This window comes from Bradyrhizobium sp. F1.13.3 (genome assembly GCF_040548265.1).
Classification (GTDB): domain Bacteria; phylum Pseudomonadota; class Alphaproteobacteria; order Rhizobiales; family Xanthobacteraceae; genus Bradyrhizobium.
Genome location: NZ_JBEPRI010000003.1, coordinates 527,150 through 544,017, shown reverse-complemented (window position 1 = coordinate 544,017; position 16,868 = coordinate 527,150). Strand labels below are relative to the sequence as shown.

Below are 16,868 nucleotides of genomic sequence, written 5' to 3'. Positions count from 1 at the left end.
TCCTCGCTGAACGAGCTGCTCCCGCTGCTCGAGGCCGTGGTGCAGACCGGCAAGCCGCTGGTCATCGTCGCCGAGGACGTCGAAGGCGAAGCGCTTGCGACCCTGGTCGTGAACCGTCTGCGTGGCGGCCTCAAGGTCGCGGCCGTCAAGGCTCCGGGCTTCGGCGATCGCCGCAAGGCCATGCTGCAGGACATCGCGATCCTGACCGGCGGCCAGGCGATCTCGGAAGATCTCGGCATCAAGCTCGAGAACGTCACGCTCAACATGCTCGGTCGCGCCAAGAAGGTGATGATCGACAAGGAGAACACCACGATCGTCAACGGCGCCGGCAAGAAGGCCGACATCGAAGCGCGCGTGGCGCAGATCAAGGCGCAGATCGAGGAGACCACCTCGGACTACGACCGTGAGAAGCTCCAGGAGCGTCTTGCCAAGCTCGCGGGCGGCGTCGCGGTGATCCGCGTCGGCGGCGCGACCGAGGTCGAGGTGAAGGAGCGCAAGGATCGCGTTGATGACGCGATGCATGCGACCCGCGCTGCGGTCGAGGAAGGTATCGTTCCGGGCGGCGGCGTCGCCCTGCTCCGTGCCTCCGAGCAGCTCAAGGGCCTGCGCACCAAGAACGACGACCAGAAGACCGGCGTCGAGATCGTGCGCAAGGCGCTCTCCGCGCCCGCTCGCCAGATCGCGATCAACGCCGGTGAAGACGGCTCCGTGATCGTCGGCAAGGTCCTCGAGAACAAGTCGTACGCCTACGGCTTCGACTCCCAGACCGGCGAATATGTCGATCTCGTCAAGAAGGGCATCATCGACCCGACCAAGGTGGTCCGTACCGCGATCCAGAACGCAGCCTCGGTTGCGGCGCTCCTGATCACCACGGAAGCCATGGTCGCCGAGTTGCCCAAGAAGGGCGGCGCCGGTCCGGCGATGCCCCCGGGCGGCGGCATGGGCGGCATGGACTTCTAAGTCCAGCCATTCCGGCAAACGACAAAATGCGAAACCCCGGCAGCGATGCCGGGGTTTTTGTTTTCGCAGGATCGCTTCGCGCGCCCCATGATCACAGCCCTTAGCCCGGATGGAGCGCCGCGCAATCCGGGGCACGGTGTCCGGCGCAGGCAGTTCTCCTGGATTACGCTGCGCTCCATCCAGGATACGAACTCATGTCATGCAGGCGCCGCGCACTGCCCCCGGGATGGCGGGCGGGGCCTCACCACACCTTCCCCAGCCGCTCCAGATGCGGCTCGCCGTGTTGGTCGAGCGACCAGAATATCCGCGTCACCTTGCCGACCAGATTGTCCATCGGCACGAATCCGATCGACGACATCGCGCGGCTGTCGCTCGAGTTGTCGCGATTGTCCCCGAGCACGAAGAAATGGCCCGGCGGCACCGTGTAGACGTCGGTGTTGTCGTAGTAGCCGTTGTCGACGCAGTCCTGCGTGACGTAGGACGCGCCGTTCGGCAGCTTCTCGCGCCAGCGCTTGGCCTTCGCACCGTCATCCACGCCGCAGGTGGAGCCGGCAACCACCGCCTTCAGAGCAACGCGTGTCACCGGGCGGTCGTTGAGGATGAGCTGGCCCTGCCGCATCTGGATGCGATCACCGGGCAGCCCGACCACGCGCTTGACATAGTCGACTGAGGTGTCCTTTGGCGTCCGGAACACGACGATGTCGCCATACGCGGGCTCGGTGGCCCGGAAACGCCCAGAGATCCATGACGGCGCGAAAGGAAACGAATAGCGGCCATAGCCATAGGCATATTTTGCGGCAAAGACGTAGTCGCCGACCACCAGCGTCGGCGTCATCGAGCCGGACGGGATGTTGAACGGCTGGAACAGAAAGAAGCGAAACAGGAACGGCGGCGACCACAGCACCGGGATCAGGAGGATCAGGATGACGATCGCCTTCCATTCCCGCACCTTGGGCTGCGGGTGGATGGTTTCCTGGAGAGTGGTCATGCGCCTGCCCTGATCAAGCCCGTAGTCGTTGCGAGATTACGCAACCCTCGCGCGCGCAATCCCATAGCTTGGTCGCGCCGCGCGCGGATCGCGTTCACGGGTCGCAATCAGCCGCGCGCGAGATCGCTGAAGCAGCGGCGGATCCATTCGATGGTGAGCCGCGTCGCCGGATCGCGCTTGAGATGGTTCTGCACCAGCAGCCAGACGTCGCGGCGCCCAGGCAGCAGTGTGGCGCACAGGCGGCGATCGCCGAGCAAGTCCGCGCAGACGTACTCCGGCAACACCCCGGCGGCCTGACGTGCGCGGATCAGGTTACGGATGACGCGAACGTTGTCGGTGACGCAGCGCGCGCGGGCTTTCTTCGTGCGCAGGAATTGCATCTCGGGAATGGCACCGAGCTCGTCGGGATAGGCGCACAGCATCGGCTCGCCCTCGGTCGTAACAGGCTCGAAATAATAGAGCTTGACGTCACCGAGCCTGGAGATCGCGAAGTCGCCCTTGTCGGGCTTGCGCAGCCGGATAGCAAGATCGGCTTCCCAGCGCGAGAACTTGACGTTCTCGCTCGAGGTGAGGAATTGCAGCGTCAGGCCGGGATTGTCGTGCAGGAAGTCGCTCGCGCGCGGCGACAGAACCCCCTCGGCGACCGTGTTGGTGGAGGCGATACGCAGGCGTCCCACCGGCCCTGACAGACTCTCGCCGACGCGACCGATCTTGGCGGCATGTGCGGCCATCGCCTCGACATGCGCCAGCACCGCCTCGCAATGGCGCGTCGGCCAGCGCTGGCCGTCCACCGCATCGAATAGCGGCACGCCGAGATCGCGCTGGATCCGTGCAAGCCTGCGGCCGACGGTGGTCTCGTCGATGCGCAGCCGTGCGCTGGCGCCGGCATAGGTGCCCTCGTCCCTGACCGCGGCGATGATGCGCAGATCGTCCCAGTTCATGGCGATGAGCCTAGCAGGCACGACCGGCTCCTGCAAATTTGCAGCCATATGCTGCAATAGTCCTGCACATTGGCAGGCTGCCGCCGCGCTAGTGTCGCGCATCAGATATCCGCCAGGAAGGCCCGACCCGCATGACCACCCCAAAAACCCTGCTCGAATTGTCCGGCGCCGATCTCACTCCGCCCAGGCTCGCCGATTCCTGCCTCGTCCTGATCGACATCCAGAACGAATATTGCGCCGGCCCGCTCGCCTTACCGGATGCGGAGCCCGCGATCGCCGCCGCCGCGCGCCTGCTCGCGCGCGCGAGGGCAAGCGGCGCTGCAATCCTCCATATCGCGCACAAGGGACGTGCCGGCAGCCTGTTCGACCGTGAGGCCGCGCGCGGCGCGATCGTCAGGAACGTGGCGCCGCTCGCCGGCGAAGCCGTGATCGAAAAGGCGCTGCCGAACGCTTTTACCGGCACCGACCTGCAGGTCCGGCTGGCCGCAACCGGCCGCACCAACATCGTGCTGGCCGGTTTCATGACTCATATGTGCATCAGTTCGACGGCCCGCGCCGCGCTCGACCTCGGCCTGCGCACAACGATCGCAGCCGATGCCTGTGCCACGCGCGATCTTCCCGACGGCCGCGGTGGAGCGCTCTCCGCAAGGCTCATCCACGAGGTCGCTCTGGCCGAATTGTCGGACCGGTTTGCGATCATCGCGCAAACCGAGGCGCTGACCTGAAGGAGCGTGGGCGATGCTGCAACTCTATTTCTCTCCGATGGCCTGCTCGCTTGCGAGCCGCATCGCGCTGATGGAAGCGGGCATCGAGGCCCGCTATCATCCGGTCCGTCTCCAGACCAAGCAGGTCGTCGACGACGGCAGCGATTTCCTCGGCGTTTCGCCGAAGGGCGCCGTGCCGGTCCTGGTGCTGGAGAATGGCGAACGGCTGACCGAAAGCGCCGCGGTGCTGCAATACATCGCCGATCTGAAGCCGCAGGCGGGCCTTGCACCCGCGTTCGGAGATCCCGACCGCTACCGTCTCCAGGAATGGCTGAGCTTCATGGGGGCCGAGATCCACAAGGCATTCCTGTTTCCAACCTTCTGGTACAAGGACGACGCCTCGCTCGCCAAGCCGCGTGCAAGGATAGCGCAGACATTATCGATGCCTGCGACGCATCTGGCGGACCGCGAATTCCTCGTCGGCAACAGCTTCACCGTCGCGGATGCCCACCTCACCTGGGCTTTGCTGCTGCTCCGGCCGGCGGGCGTCGACATCGCGCAATGGCCATCGTTGTCGGCGTACCTCGCGCGCATGCAGGCGCGACCGGCCGTCCGGGACGCGATTGCGACCGAAATGGCTGTGCGCAAGACGATGGCGGCGAGCCCGGCGTGACAGGATGTCACGGGCCCGAAATCCGGGCGTTTTCTCTGGCAGGGCATTGATGTCGGCGCGGCATGCGCTAATCTGGAAGGATATTTTTCGACATTTCCTTGGAAGGCATTCATGCGTGCTCTTTCCAGATTTTGCCCGGCCGGACTTTGCCTCACCCTCCTGGCCTGCTGGCTTTTCCTTGCACCTGCATCGGCGGAAACCCGCGTCGCGCTGGTGATCGGCAATGGCGCCTATGCCAGTACGGCGAAGCTTCCCAATCCGTCGCACGATGCCGAAGACGTCGCCGCCTCGCTCAAGCGCAGCGGCTTCGAGGTGCTCCAGGGCATCGACCTGCGCCAGGCCGACATGCAGGACCTCACCATCCGCTTCGCGCGCGCCGCGAGCAAGGCCGACGTCGCGATGTTCTACTACAGCGGCCATGCGATGCAGTACAACGGCGTGAACTATCTGATGCCTGTCGATGCCGTGCTGAGCGACGAAGCCGACCTGAAGCGCTTCGTGCGGGTGGACGACATCGTGAACGATCTGCAGCAGGCCAAGAACCTGCGCATCCTCATTCTGGATTCCTGCCGCGACAATCCACTGGCCGACATGCTGAAGCGCTCTACGACTCGCGCCGCCTCGATCGGGCGGGGCTTGTCGAAAGTCGAAGCACCGCGCGGCACGATCGTGTCGTTCTCAACCCAGTCCGGGCAGACCGCGGCCGATGGCAGCGGTCGCAACAGCCCCTATACGACGGCGTTCCTGAAGCACATCGAAGAGCCGCAAGAGATCGGCGAGGTCTTTCGCGACATCAGCAGCGACGTCTACGATTCCAGCGGAAAGACCCAACTCCCGGAGCTGTCGCTGTCGATCATCGGCAAGTTCTACCTGAACGGACCGGTGTCGGTCACGGTGGCGCCAGCGGCGCCGCAAGCCGCACCCCGGGCTGACCCTTGCGCGGCAGCAGAAGCGCACTGGAAGGCCGCGGACGGCATCGGCACGCTTGGCGCCTACGAGGACCATCTCACGAGATTTCCGAATTGCATCTTCGCCACGCTTGCCAAGGCGCGGATTGAGGGCCTGAAGCAAAAAGTGGCGCTCGCGCCGGCAACCGGCAATCCCCGTAGCACCAAGGACTTCGACGGCAATTGGGACGTGACGTTGAACTGCCCGCCGACCGGCAAGGCGCAGGGCTTCACCCGAGCCCTGTCTGCCACGGTCGCGAACGGCGTGTTTCACGCTGACGCTCAGAGCCAGGGCGCCGTCAACCGCCTGGAGATCGATGGTCAGGTCCCCGCGGACGGCAAGACGACTTTGAGCGCGCGCGGTACGACGGGGGCGAGCACCTACACCCTCAACAACCTCGCGCCCGGCTCGCCCTACGCCTTTACGGTCGATGCGCAGTTCGATCGCACCCGCGGCACCGGCAAGCGCAACGAGGCACGCGCCTGCGGCCTCGTCTTTGTCAAACGCTGATCGCGCATCGTCCGGCGTTCACACGCCGCTCTGGCTGATGAATTTGGTATTGAAATAGCCCTCCATTGCCTCGGTGCCGCCTTCCGAGCCGTAGCCGGAATCCTTGATGCCGCCGAACGGCACTTCGGGTAGCGCGAGACCAAAATTGTTGATCGACATCATGCCGGCTTCGACCGCCGAACCGATCGCGGCCGCCGTCTTCGCCGAGCTGGTGAAGGCATAGGACGCCAGCCCGAACGGCAGCCGGTTGGCCTCCTCGACCACCTCGTCGAACGACGAGAAGCGCGAGATCAGCGCGAGCGGGCCGAACGGCTCCTCGTTCATGGCACGCGCATCCTTTGGCACGTCGCTCACCACGGTCGGCTCGAAGAAATGGCCCTTGTTGCCGACGCGTTTGCCGCCGGTCTCGAGTTTTGCGCCTTTGCCGACGGCATCCTGCACCATGCCCTCGATGGCGGTGACGCGGCGCGGATTGGCGAGCGAGCCCATTTTGGATTCGGGATCGAGGCCGTTGCCGACCTTGAATGTCTTGGCGCTGTCGACAAAGGTGTCGACGAATTCACGGAACACGTCATCCTGCACCAGCATCCGCGTCGGCGAGATGCAAACCTGCCCGGCATTGCGATATTTTGCTGCCGCCAGAATCTTCGCCGCCGATGCGACGTCGGCGTCCTTGAAAACGATCGCGGGCGCATGACCGCCGAGCTCCATGGTGGCGCGCTTCATGTGCAGGCCAGCGAGCGCATTGAGCTGCTTGCCGACATGGGTCGAGCCCGTGAACGAGATCTTGCGGATCACCGCATGCGGAATGAGATATTCGGAGATCTCCGAGGGCACACCGTAGACCAGGTTGATGACGCCGTCCGGCACGCCAGCGTCCGCAAATGCGCGGATCAGCTGTGCGGGCGAGGCCGGCGTCTCCTCCGGGGCCTTGACGATGATCGAGCAGCCGGCGCCGAGAGCGGCGGAGAGCTTGCGCACGACCTGATTGATCGGAAAATTCCAGGGCGTGAACGCCGCGACGGGGCCGACCGGCTCCTTGATCGCGAGCTGGTAGATGTCCGGCCCCCGCGCGGGGATCAGCCGGCCATAAGCGCGCTTGGCTTCTTCCGCAAACCACTCGATCACATCGGCGGCGGCCATCGCCTCCATTTTGGCCTCGCCAAGAGTCTTACCCTGCTCCATCGTGAGCAGCGGCGCGATCTCGTCATTGCGCTCGCGCATGATCGCGGCGGCCTTGCGCATGATGCGGCAGCGCTCGAAGGGGGCAACGTTTCGCCAGATCTTGAAGCCGGCACCAGCTGCGGCCAGCGCCTCGTCGAGGTCGGACCGCCCGGCATGGGCGACGGTCCCGATCACCTCTTCGGTCGCGGGATTGCGCACCTCGATCACCTTGCCCGAATGGGCCGGTCGCCATTTGCCGCCAATGAAAAGCTGGGTGTTCGAATAGGCCAACGGATTCTCCTTTTAGGTCGAGCTGTGAACGGCGCCGTGACAAATCGCATCCGCCGCCTTGGTCATTTCCGGCCCGAGATAAGAGCGACAGCGCGGATCTGCGACGAGAGCGCCGAAATTCGCCATGGGTGTCACCCCACCGCCGGCCACGAACAGGAATCGCCCGGCGATCTCGGCGAGGATGTCGAGGTGCCAGGCCGCCGTCGGATGCATGCAGAGAATGACCAGCCGACCCTCGTCGCGCAGCTTGCGGAAGAAATCGAGCATGAAGCCGATATAGCCATCCTGCAGGTTGAACTGCGGTTCATCGAACAGATGAACCAGCGGCGTCCGGGTCGGCGACGGCGCCAGCAAGGCGGACGGAATGCGCTTGCGAAAGCGCCGGACCTGATACGACTGGTGATAGTGGATCGCGAGCCGGTCGCGCTCGCGATATTTGACGCCATGGATATCGGTGCCCGCAACCAGCACGCGCCCCGAGGTCGGTGCGTTCGAGCCCGTCATCATTTCGAATAAGGTCGTCTTGCCGGCCCCATTCGGGCCGACGACACCGACGATTTCAGGCTCGTCCAGCGACAGGCTTGCCTGTAGCGAGAATGTCGGTCGGCGGATCACGCGGCCCCGCGTATAAACCTTCCGAACGTCGTCGAGAACGAGCAGCGGTGCGGCCACTTATTGTACTCCCAGCAAGCGCTGACGAAGCCCGCGATCATCGCGCAAGGCCGCGGCCTCCCCGGTCCAGACGATCCGGCCGCGATCGATCACCGCGGCATGATCTGCGACCGATAGCGCGATCTCGGCGTTCTGCTCCACAACCAGCGAGGCAATGCCCTCGTCCTTCATGCGCAAGATCGTCGCGAGCACGTCGCCGACGATTTTCGGCGCCAGTCCCTGGCTCGGCTCGTCGAACAACACCAGTCCCGGCGAGCCGACCAGCGCGCGGGCGATCGCCACCATCTGCATTTCGCCACCCGACAGATTTTCGCAGTCGCGCTCCATGAGATATTCGAGCGGCGAGAAGATCGCAGCGGCCTCCTTGATGCTCCAGTGGCGAAAGCGCGTACGCTTTTGCGCGATCGACAGGTTGCGCGCGACCGTCAATGTCGGGCACAGCCGGCGGTCGTCGGGTACCCAGCCGATGCCGGCGCGCGCAATCTCGTGGGTGGGATTGCGCGTGACGTCGTGACCGTCGAAGCAAACGGAGCCGCGGCGCGGGCGCGTCAGGCCGAGAATCGAGCGGAGCATGGTCGTCTTGCCGGCGCCGTTGGGGCCGAGCAGCGCAAACACCTTGGCGCGCTCGATGGCGAGCGATGCGCCGAACAGCGCCTGGGTCTCGCCGTAGAAGGTATCGACCGCGTCCACTTCGAGGATCATGCGAATTTCCCGAGATTGGAGCGCCGAACCCATTCGTTCTGCTGCAGTTCGTGTGGCGTCCCGCGCGCCACCACCTGGCCCCAATGGATGACCGAGATACGGTCAGCCAACGAGAACAGGAACTCCATATCGTGCTCAATGGCGACGATAGTCAGCCGCCCCTTCAGACGAGCGATCAGGGTAGCGAGCCGCTGCACCCCATCGGAGCCGAGGCCGGAGGTCGGCTCGTCCAGGCACAGCACGCGGGGCGCCTGCGCCAAGGCGACCGCGATCTCCAGCGCCCGCCGATCGCCATAGGACAGGTCCTTGGCGCGGATGTCGCCCTTGTCGGCAAGCCCGACGGCCGCCAGCGCTTCGGAGGACTTCGCGGCAAACCGGCTGTCGCCCGCCGCCGCGCGTGCGACATCGTGGCCGCGGGCGCGAAACTCGGGCAAGCCCATCATGACGTTGTCACGCGCGGAAAACTCGTCGAACAGTGTCATGATCTGAAACGAGCGGGCGATGCCCTTGGTGGCGATGCGGTGCGGGCTGAGGCCCGTGACATCCTCGCCGGCGAGCAGGACTCGACCGCGGTTTGGTTTCACCCGGCCGGTAAGGACATTGAAGAATGTGGTCTTGCCGGCGCCGTTCGGACCCATCACACCGTGAAACTCGCCGTCCGCGACCGCGAGGTCGACGCTTTCCAGCACGACGCGATCGCCGAAGCGGACATGAACGGCTGAGGCCTCGATCATGTTCATCGCCCGCTCCCGAACAGCAGCCGCATCGCCGAGGTACCGCGCTGCCGTAAGGCGCCGATTGAATGCTGCTGCACGGCAGCCGATATCGCGCCGGCGATGCCTTCGGGGCGGAACAGCACGATCGCGATGAACAGCAGACCAAAATAGAGCATCCAGGCATTGGTCAGCGCGCCGATCACGTCACGGGCCGTGAGGAAGAGAAACACCCCGATCACTGGGCCCCAGAAGCTGACAAGCCCGCCCCCGACGAGAGTCATCATCACCACGTAGCCGGATTGATGCAGGCTCATAACGTCGGGGAATGCGGCGAGCTGCGCCATGGCGAACAATCCGCCGGCAAGGCCCGAGACGGCAGCCGACAGCGCAAAGACCGCGACCTTGTAGAGCCATACGTTATACCCGAGATGGCTTGCGCGAACTTCGCTCTGCCTGATCGCAGCGACCACGCGGCCATAGGGCGAATTCACCAGCCGCCACAATGCGGCGGTGCCGATCGCAAAGACGGCGAGCACGAAATAGTAGAACGCGACATTGTCAGTGAGATCGAAAGACACGAGCCCGAAATCGGCCGGCAACCGCTTGATCTTGAGTAGGCCGTCTTCGCCGCCGGTGATCCGGTGCGATTTGATCGCCAGCGTCCAGAAGATCTGACCGAACGCAATCGTCATGAAGGCATAATAGATGCCGCGTCTGTGCGAGATGAACAACGCCACCAGCACGCCGGCGAGGCCCGCGACCGCGGCCGCGGCAATCAGACATATCCAGAGATTGGCAACGAATTCGAACTGGCAGAGACCGAACGCATAGGCGCCGATGCCGAAATAGGCACCATGACCGAACGACGGAAGTCCGGCGGTGCCCAGCACCAGGTTGAACGCGAGCGCATAGAGCGACCAGATCAGGATCTCGATCCCGAGATAGGGATAGAGCCCGATCCGCGTGATCCAGAGCGGCACCGTTGCAAGCACGAACCAGAGCACCAGCATCGTTGGCGTCACGAGGCGCGCGGCGTCCGGTGAAGATTTTGATCCCACAATCATTCCCTTTAGGCCTCGAGCACGCTCTTCTTGCCCCAGAGGCCGCGCGCGCGGAACGTCACGACGGCAACGAGCAAGATGTACATCGACAACAGCGACCATTCGGACGCGTAGGCGCCGGCAAGGCCGACGCACAATCCGACCAAAAGACCCGCGACGACCGCGCCCCAAAAGCTGCCGACGCCGCCGAGCACGATCACCAGGAACGCAGGAATGACGGCATCGACGCCCATATGCGGGCGAATGCCCCAGATTGGCGCGACGATGATGCCCGCGATCGCGGCCAGCATCGTGCCGAACACAAACACCAGCAGCCGCAATCGTGACAGGTTGATGCCGAGTGCACGGACGATCTCGCTGTCATGAGCGCCGGCCTTGACCGTCGCGCCGAACGAGGTCTTTTCGATCAATAGCCAGACCAGGCCGATGATCCCGGCCGCGATGCCCGCCGCGTAGAAGCGATAGGTCGACCAGATCAGGTCGCCGAAGAGGAAGCCGCCATTGATGGCGGACGGCACCTGCAGCACGTAGTCGCGCGTGCCCCAGACCAGGCGGATCATCTCCTCGATCACCATCGCGGCGCCGAAGGTCAGGAGCAGCCCGTACAGCGGATCCTTGCCATAAGTGCGCCGCATGCAGAGCTCGATCAGCATGCCGACCAGACTCACGATCACAGGCGCGATGATCAAGGTGGCGGCATAGCGCCAGCCGAGCGGCAACGCGAGCCACGCTTTCGCAAGCTCCATCGGCAATGGCGGGCGCGGCCCCGTGAGCTGCATGGCGACATAAGCCCCGAGCGCGAACAGAGAGCCGTGCGCGAGGTTGATCTGCTCCATCAGCCCGACGATGAGCATGAAGCCGAGTGCGATCAGCGCGAACAACAAGCCGAGCGTCAGGCCGTTGAGGAGATGCGGAAGAAGGTCGAACAAGGTTTTTGGCTCTCGCAACTGGCGTGTGTCACCCGGAACGCCGATGGTCCGGGCGCGCGGCGCGCGAGATGCGCGCCGCTCGGTACGCGATGTGACGCACCGTCTCTAGGAGTCGACGGTCGGCACCTGCTCGTAGGGCGTGAGCTTGCACTTGCCGGGGGCCGCATCGTCGGCGGCGGATTTCGGCTCCGTCCAGCTGATGATCTCGAACAGATCGGTGTTGTCGGCCGGCTTGGCGTTGCGCCGGGCCAGATAGATCGTCTGCTGCATCTGGTGCGTCATCGGATCCATGTAGGCGTCGAAATGTTGCATGCGATCGGTCGCCGAGACCTTCAGGTTCTCGAGCTCCTTGATGATCTTGACGTTGTTGGTCGACCCTGCCCGCTCGATCGCACGGAGCAGTTCGCGCGTGGACATGTAGCCGTTGTAGGAGACGTTGCCCGGCACCGGGATCGGGCCGTCCTTGTTGGCAGCCTGCCACTTCTTGACGAATTCGGCGACGCCGGGCAGCGGCAGCTTGTGATACCAGGTGGTGCCGAACACGCCGAACAGGCTGTCGGGCGCGCCCCACACATCGGGCCAGTCCTGCTGGTTGTTGATCCAGGCCGGCTTGCCGTCGAGCTTGAGCTGCGCCACCTGCTCGCGCAATGCCTTGATATCGTCGCCGCCGACCGCGGTCGCCACCACATCGGGTTTTGCTTGTTGGATCTTAAGGAGATAGGCGGTGAAGTCGCGGGTGTTCTGCGGCACCAGCAGATTGTCGATGATCTTGCCGCCGGCGCTCTCGACCTGAGTCCTGGTCGCGGCGGACGTCGTGTGACCCCAGACATAATCGTTGGTGAGCAGCATCCAGTTCTTGCCGATGGAGTCCACCGCGTTCTTGACGGACGCCTTGGAAAAATTGGTGCCGTTGCCGTCCCAGACGAATTTCACGCGAGAGCAGTTCCCCCCGGCTTCGCTCGGCGCGGAGGAATTGGTGTTCATGTAGATCACACCGTATTTGCTGGCGACCTGCGTGATGGCGTTGGCGACGCCCGAATGCAGCGCGCCGATCAGGATGGTGCAGTCCTCGCGGGTGATGAAGCGTTCGGCGACGCGGCTGCCGGTGGCTGGCGTCGTCTCGGTGTCCGCGGTGATGAAAGTGACCTGGCGCCCGAGTACGCCACCTTTGGCGTTGATCTCGTCGATTGCCATCTTGATGCCGCGGAAATCATCCTGGCCGCTGTTGCCGTATTGACCGCTGGCATCGCAAGTCAGGCCGAGCTTGATCGGTTTCGCGCCTTGCGCCCACGCATGATTCTGCTGCCACGGCCCAAAGAAGCTACAGGTCCCGCCGATGACACTCGCCATCAAGCTGCCCTTCAGAACGCTTCGCCGTGAGATCTGACGCCCTCTCATCGTGTCCTCCCGTTTTCGAAGTCTTTTGCTTTTTTGTGAGATTAGAATATTCATTCCATCTGTTATGTAAAGTAGAATATTTGATCCAACCTGTGAAATGCCGTTAAAGAGGCGACCCATCCGGAGATCCGACTCGATGAACAAGACGGCTGGCGCCATGAGTTATGACGAGCTACGCGGCGCGATTGCGCAGCGGCACCGGGCACTGTCCGGCCGGCTGCAGCAGATCGCGGAGTTCGTGCTCGATCACCCGACCGATGTCGCACTCGGCACCGTGGCGGAGGTGGCGCAGCGCTCAGGGGTGCCGCCGTCGGCGATCGTTCGCTTCGCCCATGCGCTCGGGTTCGGCGGCTTCACCGAGATGCAGCAGGTGTTCCGCTCCCGTCTCGTTGCCGGCGTCGCGCCAAGCTACAAGTCGCGCCTCGCCCGCATGAAGAGCCAGGAGAAGTCAGTGCTCGGCCGCCAGCCGGCCGCGGTATTGTCGCGCTTCGTCTCGGAAGCCCAATCGGCGCTGGTCACGCTCAGCCAATCCGTTCATGCGCGCGAACTCGACGCCGCGACCGCGATCCTCGCCAAGGCACGTGACATCTATCTGCTCGGCCTCGGCGGCTCGTTTCCGGTTGCGATCCACCTCGCCTACGTGCTGCGCAAGCTCGGACGGCGCGTCGTCCTGCTCGACGGTCTTGGCGGCAGCATTCACGAGCAGTCGCACGCGGCGACATCAGACGACGCGCTGGTCGCGATCAGCTTCCGAAACTACTATCCGGATACGGCGCGGCTGTTTCCTGAACTCGTCGCGCGTGGCGTACCTACGATCTCCATCACCGACAGCCTGTTGAGCCCGATCGTCGAGGGCGCGAGCGTCGTGTTCGAGATCCAGGACATGCCTGAGCCCGCGCTACGCACACTTGTCGCACCGATGTGCCTCGTGCAGGCGTTGGCGATCGGCCTCGATCTCGCAGCAGACTGATAGTCTCAACAGGAACAAGATCATGACATCGCATGACACCACCAAGATTCTGGCAGGCAAAGTTGCGCTGGTGACCGGCGCGGGGCGCGGGCTCGGCCGCGCGTTTGCAGAGAAGCTTGCCGCACTCGGCGCTGACGTCGCCATCCACGGCATGCGCGAGAACGGGCCGGCCGAGTATGGCGAGGGCACCACCCTCACCGCGGTCGCGGCTGAGATCGGCCGGGAATTCAGCGTTCGCAGCCAGCGCGTGCTCGGCGATCTCACCAAGGGCGAGGACATCGCGCGCGTCATCGCGGAGAGCGAGGCGGCACTCGGGCCGATCGACATTCTCGTGCATAATGCCGGCGGCGATATCGCGGCCGGCGGCGGCAAGCCCGATCCGAACGATGCAGTGAACATCAAGGAGGCCGATGTGCGCGCGGTGCTGGAGCGCAACCTGCTCAGCACCATCCTGACATGCCAGGCGGTCGCGCGCGGCATGATGGAGCGCCGACGCGGCCGCATCGTCACGCTTGGCTCGGTCGCGGCTTTCAAGGGGCGTACCCAGGGCTCGATCTATGCGGTGTCGAAGGCCGGCGTGACCCATTACACGCGATGCCTGGCCGACCAGCTCCGTCCCTACGACATCGCCGTCAACTGCATCGCGCCCGGAGATACCCGCACCGGCCGCTTCCTCGGCACGCGCGCGGTGGACCCCGACCGAATGGTCGAGACCGGCACGCTCGACCGCATCGCAACCGTCGACGAGGTCGCGCGCGTTGTCGAGTTCTTCGCCGGTCCCATGGGCGCCTTCGTCTCGGGCCAGGTACTGAGGATCGACGGCGGCGGACAGTGCTGGCCGGGCTGAAACGCACCCCGCAAAGCGGAACAGAAAAGGGCCGCTGCAAGCGGCCCTTTTGCGTGATCTCGAATTGACTGAGCCTAGTCCACCCGCGCCAGCACCGCGAGCTTGCGGATGCCTTTGTTACGGTAGGCGTCGAGGAACGCGTAATAATCCTTAAATGACACGCAGCCGTTTGAATCGCCATTCGGCCCGAGCATGAAGGTGTGCGCGAGCAGGCCGTCGCGGCCGTAGATCGCGCTCTCGCCGCCAATCGGGGTCAGGCGCAGCGCGGGCACACCGTGAAACAGCGCCTCGCGCGGCTTCAGCGTGTAGATGTGCGGCGGCGTCACGCCGCGCATGCGGACGCGCGAGGAGCGGGGGTCGTCGAGGTTGGAGCCGAGGCCGGAATGCGCCTCGAGCTTGGTGCCGTCGGGCAAGTAAACCGTCTTGGCCGAGATGTCGTAGACCGCCGTGTCGCGCTCATAGGGTGCCGAACCGCCGAGCATGGGGTTCTGCTCCCTCGGCGCGATGGACGCGGTCACACTGGCGTCGGCCGAGGCATAGGCGAGCAGCCCGCCGGACGGCTCGCGCTTGCCCCAGAGTTTGTCCACCATCGACTGCCGCGGTCCGGTGATCGACATCACCGCAGCCTTGGCGCGATCAGCAATCGATTTTGGCTTCGCCTCAGGCGCCGGCACGATCTCGGCCGGATCTGCCGAGGCAAGCTGCACCGGCGCGTCAGCGCCGCGCTTGGACTTCGCAGCGTCAGCGATCTTGGCGGGACCTGGCTTCAGAACCTCCGCGACCCTTGCGATCACGCTCGGCTTCGGCGCGTCCTTGGCTTCGGCGACCCTGGTTGCGGGTGCGGCGCTCGCCGCATTCGATGTCACGCCTTGGGTCGCAGCCGCGGCAAAGCGATCGTTGAACATCTCGCGGGAGATCGGCGCTACCACCTGCAAGCGGTCGGGCAAGAGCGCAAAGGCTTCCTTGACGGCCTCACCGGCCTCGCGCAGCGCGACCCTGGGCGCGCGCTTGATCACGGGCTCGTCGTAGCCGCGGCTGCCGACGGACGGATAGACACTGGCGGCAAAGATGTTGCTGTAGATGGTCCAGCCGGCGCCAAGTACGACGCAGCCGATCACGGCGGCGCCAAGCACGTTTTGGATGGTCATTTTCCGGAAAGGCTTCCGATAAGAAGTGCTCGAGAATCCTTTGGACCTTCGTGCCGCGATGCCTTGCGCAGCGATACTCGTACTCATTCGCCTTGCGTCCAGAACGGTGTCACTCAGTCCCCCTTCGAAGCGCCGCTGGTCACGATCCGGGAACAGCATCTCGCAGAGGGTCGGAGCGTCATTAAGGCCACTTTTAGTTAAATGCGGATTAAGTTTGGGCAGATGTGGGGCAACCCGTTCGGGTTGTCCTATTTTGAGAAAAAAGCCCGCAGAACTACGGACTTAAGGGCGTCTGTTAACTATGATTCTCGGCGGGATTGGCGTTGCCGGCGACCGTCTCCGGCCGCATCTCTAAGGCCATCCAACCAAGTCGTTTTCGTGGTCTTCGATACCCCGAAGATAGCGGGGAAACGTTGCGCGAGGCTGGTGCGCACAGCACCTCTTCTCCGCAGCCGCAGCGCGGTTGTCAGCAGCCACATCACACCGCGCAGGGGAAGCCGGTGCCCTGACTGAAAGTTGATTGCACCGCACTGGAAAAGGCCGCAGCGAGAAAATAGCTACGTCAACCGGCACTTTTCAGCAGCCTCTGCGTGTGATACGGTACCGTATCAACATCGCCTTGAACTGTGCCTGGCACGCAAACGGAGGCTGGCATGAGAGGGATCGCACACGCGGGGTTTTTCGTCCTGCTGTGGTCGTCTTTGGCGATGGGGTACGCGGCCGCGCAGCCTGCCAATGCGGGCTGCACAGCATCGCCATCCGCTGCCGGTACGCAGACCTGGCGCTGCGACAACGGCATCACGATCGTTGCCGAAAGCGGTGCCAGATTTGAACTTAAGGACGCAAACCGCGACGGACATATAGACTCCGTGGAGTTGAGCAGCAAAGCGCTGTTGGTCGAGGTGCGCAAAAAGCCCGGCGGCAATCCCTTCAAGGTGCTGACGCCGCAAGCGATCGCCGCGGTGCGCGGCACGAAATGGGCGGTCGACGTCGCAGAGGCCAAGACCTCGGTCTTCGTCGCCGACGGCCGTGTCGGCGTGAGCCGCAGGAACCGTGGGCGCGGCGTCGTTTTAGGCCCCGGCCAAGGGGTCGATGTGGAAGCGACAGGCCCGTTGACCGTCAAGACATGGGGCCAGCCGCGCGTCGACGCGCTGATGGCAAGGCTCGGTCAATAAGACTAGGCCAATAAGACTAGGTCAATAAGACTAGGTCAATAAGACCAGGCCAATGAGTTCGGGTCACCTGG

17 protein-coding genes are annotated in these 16,868 nt (G+C 64.2%); 7 read left to right on the top strand and 10 right to left on the bottom strand.

Annotation, left to right across the window (positions count from 1 at the left end; genetic code table 11):
• Window positions 1-960 (top strand): chaperonin GroEL (groEL, locus tag ABIB66_RS12260; RefSeq protein ID WP_354254865.1); only part of this gene is annotated, 960 nt, incomplete at its 5' end.
• A gap of 241 nt (window positions 961-1,201) precedes the next feature.
• On the opposite strand, the gene lepB is transcribed toward groEL, so the two are convergent.
• Window positions 1,202-1,948, bottom strand: a complete 747-nt coding sequence (gene lepB / locus ABIB66_RS12255; protein ID WP_354208563.1) for a signal peptidase I — start codon at window positions 1,946-1,948, stop codon at window positions 1,202-1,204.
• Window positions 1,949-2,055: 107 nt separating this feature from the next.
• Window positions 2,056-2,889, bottom strand: a complete 834-nt coding sequence (locus ABIB66_RS12250) for a LysR family transcriptional regulator (RefSeq protein WP_354208673.1) — start codon at window positions 2,887-2,889, stop codon at window positions 2,056-2,058.
• Between the two features lie 131 nt (window positions 2,890-3,020).
• Here ABIB66_RS12250 and ABIB66_RS12245 point away from each other — a divergent pair, with 131 nt between their 5' ends.
• The 3 genes from ABIB66_RS12245 to ABIB66_RS12235 all read left to right on the top strand — a co-directional run bounded on the left by ABIB66_RS12245 (window position 3,021) and on the right by ABIB66_RS12235 (window position 5,724).
• The gene (locus tag ABIB66_RS12245; protein WP_354208562.1) at window positions 3,021-3,614 is read left to right on the top strand and encodes a cysteine hydrolase family protein; all 594 of its coding nucleotides are present in this window, start codon (window positions 3,021-3,023) and stop codon (window positions 3,612-3,614) included.
• Between the two features lie 13 nt (window positions 3,615-3,627).
• Complete coding sequence (locus ABIB66_RS12240; protein WP_354208561.1) at window positions 3,628-4,266, top strand: glutathione binding-like protein; 639 nt, start codon at window positions 3,628-3,630, stop codon at window positions 4,264-4,266.
• 111 nt (window positions 4,267-4,377) lie between these two features.
• Complete coding sequence (locus ABIB66_RS12235; protein WP_354254864.1) at window positions 4,378-5,724, top strand: caspase family protein; 1,347 nt, start codon at window positions 4,378-4,380, stop codon at window positions 5,722-5,724.
• An 18-nt stretch (window positions 5,725-5,742) separates the two neighbouring features.
• Here ABIB66_RS12235 and ABIB66_RS12230 read toward each other — a convergent pair whose 3' ends face one another.
• The 7 genes from ABIB66_RS12230 to ABIB66_RS12200 all read right to left on the bottom strand — a co-directional run bounded on the left by ABIB66_RS12230 (window position 5,743) and on the right by ABIB66_RS12200 (window position 12,657).
• A complete protein-coding gene (locus ABIB66_RS12230) occupies window positions 5,743-7,179 on the bottom strand; it encodes an NAD-dependent succinate-semialdehyde dehydrogenase (protein WP_354208559.1) in 1,437 nt (478 codons plus the stop codon).
• A gap of 12 nt (window positions 7,180-7,191) precedes the next feature.
• A complete protein-coding gene (locus ABIB66_RS12225) occupies window positions 7,192-7,851 on the bottom strand; it encodes an ATP-binding cassette domain-containing protein (RefSeq protein WP_275170146.1) in 660 nt (219 codons plus the stop codon).
• A complete protein-coding gene (locus tag ABIB66_RS12220; RefSeq protein ID WP_275170145.1) occupies window positions 7,852-8,553 on the bottom strand; it encodes an ABC transporter ATP-binding protein in 702 nt (233 codons plus the stop codon). It abuts the gene before it with no gap.
• Window positions 8,550-9,293, bottom strand: coding sequence for an ABC transporter ATP-binding protein (locus ABIB66_RS12215; protein ID WP_275170144.1), 744 nt, complete (start codon window positions 9,291-9,293; stop codon window positions 8,550-8,552). Before ABIB66_RS12215 ends, ABIB66_RS12220 begins: the two co-directional genes overlap by 4 nt.
• Window positions 9,290-10,333 (bottom strand): branched-chain amino acid ABC transporter permease, encoded by a 1,044-nt coding sequence (locus tag ABIB66_RS12210; protein ID WP_354208558.1) that lies wholly within the window; start codon window positions 10,331-10,333, stop codon window positions 9,290-9,292. The genes ABIB66_RS12215 and ABIB66_RS12210 overlap by 4 nt, the downstream gene beginning before the upstream one ends.
• Window positions 10,334-10,338: 5 nt before the next feature.
• Window positions 10,339-11,259: a branched-chain amino acid ABC transporter permease gene (locus ABIB66_RS12205; protein ID WP_275170142.1), complete on the bottom strand. Its 921-nt coding sequence runs from the start codon at window positions 11,257-11,259 to the stop codon at window positions 10,339-10,341.
• Between the two features lie 105 nt (window positions 11,260-11,364).
• On the bottom strand, window positions 11,365-12,657 hold the full coding sequence (locus tag ABIB66_RS12200) for an ABC transporter substrate-binding protein (protein ID WP_354254863.1): 1,293 nt from the start codon (window positions 12,655-12,657) through the stop codon (window positions 11,365-11,367).
• Window positions 12,658-12,793: 136 nt separating this feature from the next.
• Here ABIB66_RS12200 and ABIB66_RS12195 point away from each other — a divergent pair, with 136 nt between their 5' ends.
• Together ABIB66_RS12195 and ABIB66_RS12190 are read left to right on the top strand one after the other, a co-directional pair.
• Window positions 12,794-13,627: a MurR/RpiR family transcriptional regulator gene (locus tag ABIB66_RS12195; protein WP_275170140.1), complete on the top strand. Its 834-nt coding sequence runs from the start codon at window positions 12,794-12,796 to the stop codon at window positions 13,625-13,627.
• 22 nt (window positions 13,628-13,649) lie between these two features.
• On the top strand, window positions 13,650-14,474 hold the full coding sequence (locus tag ABIB66_RS12190; protein WP_354208556.1) for an SDR family NAD(P)-dependent oxidoreductase: 825 nt from the start codon (window positions 13,650-13,652) through the stop codon (window positions 14,472-14,474).
• 74 nt (window positions 14,475-14,548) lie between these two features.
• Here the strand turns inward: ABIB66_RS12190 and ABIB66_RS12185 are convergent, their stop codons facing one another.
• Window positions 14,549-15,622 (bottom strand): DUF2778 domain-containing protein, encoded by a 1,074-nt coding sequence (locus ABIB66_RS12185; RefSeq protein WP_354208555.1) that lies wholly within the window; start codon window positions 15,620-15,622, stop codon window positions 14,549-14,551.
• A gap of 653 nt (window positions 15,623-16,275) precedes the next feature.
• Between ABIB66_RS12185 and ABIB66_RS12180 the strand changes: the two genes are divergently transcribed.
• The gene (locus ABIB66_RS12180) at window positions 16,276-16,797 is read left to right on the top strand and encodes a FecR domain-containing protein (RefSeq protein WP_354208554.1); all 522 of its coding nucleotides are present in this window, start codon (window positions 16,276-16,278) and stop codon (window positions 16,795-16,797) included.
• The last annotated feature ends 71 nt before the right edge of the window (window positions 16,798-16,868 follow it).

Bases quoted from the DNA above. Each gene is read 5' to 3' on its own strand.
- lepB (WP_354208563.1), bottom strand. From the start codon at position 1,948: ATGACCACTCTCCAGGAAACCATCCACCCGCAGCCCAAGGTGCGGGAA.
- ABIB66_RS12250 (WP_354208673.1), bottom strand. From the start codon at position 2,889: ATGAACTGGGACGATCTGCGCATCATCGCCGCGGTCAGGGACGAGGGC.
- ABIB66_RS12245 (WP_354208562.1), top strand. From the start codon at position 3,021: ATGACCACCCCAAAAACCCTGCTCGAATTGTCCGGCGCCGATCTCACT.
- ABIB66_RS12240 (WP_354208561.1), top strand. From the start codon at position 3,628: ATGCTGCAACTCTATTTCTCTCCGATGGCCTGCTCGCTTGCGAGCCGC.
- ABIB66_RS12235 (WP_354254864.1), top strand. From the start codon at position 4,378: ATGCGTGCTCTTTCCAGATTTTGCCCGGCCGGACTTTGCCTCACCCTC.
- ABIB66_RS12220 (WP_275170145.1), bottom strand. From the start codon at position 8,553: ATGATCCTCGAAGTGGACGCGGTCGATACCTTCTACGGCGAGACCCAG.
- ABIB66_RS12215 (WP_275170144.1), bottom strand. From the start codon at position 9,293: ATGAACATGATCGAGGCCTCAGCCGTTCATGTCCGCTTCGGCGATCGC.
- ABIB66_RS12210 (WP_354208558.1), bottom strand. From the start codon at position 10,333: ATGATTGTGGGATCAAAATCTTCACCGGACGCCGCGCGCCTCGTGACG.
- ABIB66_RS12200 (WP_354254863.1), bottom strand. From the start codon at position 12,657: ATGAGAGGGCGTCAGATCTCACGGCGAAGCGTTCTGAAGGGCAGCTTG.
- ABIB66_RS12195 (WP_275170140.1), top strand. From the start codon at position 12,794: ATGAACAAGACGGCTGGCGCCATGAGTTATGACGAGCTACGCGGCGCG.
- ABIB66_RS12190 (WP_354208556.1), top strand. From the start codon at position 13,650: ATGACATCGCATGACACCACCAAGATTCTGGCAGGCAAAGTTGCGCTG.
- ABIB66_RS12185 (WP_354208555.1), bottom strand. From the start codon at position 15,622: ATGACCATCCAAAACGTGCTTGGCGCCGCCGTGATCGGCTGCGTCGTA.
- ABIB66_RS12180 (WP_354208554.1), top strand. From the start codon at position 16,276: ATGAGAGGGATCGCACACGCGGGGTTTTTCGTCCTGCTGTGGTCGTCT.